Genomic DNA, 1,798 nt, shown 5'->3' with positions numbered 1-1,798 from the left:
CGGGGGCGGGGGAAGAAGAGGTGGGCATGGACGGCATCCTCCAAGGGGGCAAGGACACCCTGGCAGGATACCGCGCATGCGCCTATAAGGGTACGTATTTTATGAAAAAACCGCTTAAGGTGTGCCGGCCTCCGGGGGCGTGGGGGCGCGGGGGCGGCGCAGCGCACCCTTGAGGTCGGCGACCGAGGTGGCACCCAGCAGCCACGCCGCCCCGCCATAGACGACAAGACCCAGCGCGATGAGCCCGGCCAGGGCGGGAATGCGGGCGAGATCGCCGTGATCCAGCAACGGGTCGAGCAAGAACAGGGCGCCGACCAGGGCCCCGGCCATCAGCGCGGTGGCGCCCAGCAGGCGGGGCAGGCGGCCCAGAAGGCGGCCATCGGGCGAGAACAGGGCGCGCCGGTGCAAGACCACGGCGAGGGCGACGGCGTTGAGCCAGCTCGACACGGTGGTGCCCAGGGCGATGCCGATATGCCCCAGCGGTCCCATCAGGGCGAGGTTGAGGACCACGTTGACGACCATGGCCACGGCGGCGATGCGCACCGGGGTGGCGGTGTCCTCGCGGGCGTAGAAGGCGGGGGTCAGCACCTTGACCAGCACGAACGCGGGCAGGCCGGCGCCAAAGGCGATCATGGCGGCGGCGGTGGCGCGGGTATCCTCGGGGGTGAAGGCGCCGCGTTCAAACAAGGTGGTGGTGATGGGGGTGGCCAGGGTGATGAGGGCGGCCGCCGCCGGCACGGTCAGGAGCAAGGCGATTTCCAAGGCGCGGTTCTGGCTCCAGCGCGCGGCCGGCAGGTCGCCGGCCTTGAGCTGGCGCGAGAGCAGGGGCAGCAAGGCGGTCCCCACGGCAATCCCGATCACGCCCAGCGGCAACTGGGTGACGCGATCGGCGTAGTACAGGTAACTGACCGCGCCATCGCTGACCATCGAGGCCAGAATGGTGCCGATCAGCAAATTGACCTGATACAGGCTGGAGCCGAACACCACCGGCACCACCCGCCGGCCCAGGCGGCGCACCAGGGGCGACAGGCGCGGCCGGGTGAGGGTGACGGTGAGGCCCGCGCGATGGCAGTGCACGGCCAGCCACAGGAATTGCAGCACGCCGGCGGCACTGACCGCCCAGGCCAGGGCGTGGCCGGGGGTGGGGGCCAGGGTGTCGAAGCCCAGCAGCGCGGTGATCAAGGTGAGGTTGAGCAAGATCGGCGCGGCCGCCGGGGCGGCGAAGTGCCCGAGCGAGTTCAAGACGCCCGACTGCAACGACGACAGCGAAATGAACAGCAGGTAGGGAAAAGCGATGCGCGACAGCTCGACGGCCAGATCCAGCTTGCCGGGCACGCCCACGAACCCGGGGGCCAGCGCGATCATCGCCCAGGGCATGACGATTTCCATCAAGGCGACGAAGCCCAGCAGCAGCAAGGCCAGCACCGTGTAGGCCTCGCGGGCGAACCGCCAGGCGGCCTCGCGGCCCTCGCTTTCCAGCTGGCCCGCGAACAAGGGCACGAAGGCGGCCGAGAACGCCCCTTCGGCGAACAGGCTGCGAAACAGGTTGGGAAAGCGGAAGGCGACGAAAAAGGCATCGGCCACCGCGCCGGCGCCGAGCGCGCGCGCGATCAGGATATCGCGGACAAAGCCGGCAACGCGGGAGAGCAGCGTGTAGCCGCCCACGGTGGTGATGGCGCGCAAAAGGCTCATGGTGGGGGCTCGCCTGTCGGAAGGGTAAGGGGTTTCGTGTACCCGATCCCGGCCCGGGGGGGAAGCCGCTCGCCCGTCCCGGGGGCGGGGGAGGGGGAGAGGCGGG

The 1,798-nt window shown here is 70.2% G+C and carries 1 protein-coding gene; it reads right to left on the bottom strand.

Features of this window, described 5'->3' with window-relative positions; genetic code table 11:
• Positions 1-114 precede the first annotated feature (114 nt).
• The gene (murJ, locus tag ROR02_RS16325) at positions 115-1,692 is read right to left on the bottom strand and encodes a murein biosynthesis integral membrane protein MurJ (RefSeq protein ID WP_147165098.1); all 1,578 of its coding nucleotides are present in this window, start codon (positions 1,690-1,692) and stop codon (positions 115-117) included.
• Positions 1,693-1,798 lie beyond the last annotated feature (106 nt).

Origin of the sequence: Pararhodospirillum oryzae (genome assembly GCF_007992075.1) — a bacterium.
Lineage (GTDB): Bacteria > Pseudomonadota > Alphaproteobacteria > Rhodospirillales > Rhodospirillaceae > Pararhodospirillum > Pararhodospirillum oryzae.
This window is presented reverse-complemented; position numbering and strand designations above follow the sequence as displayed.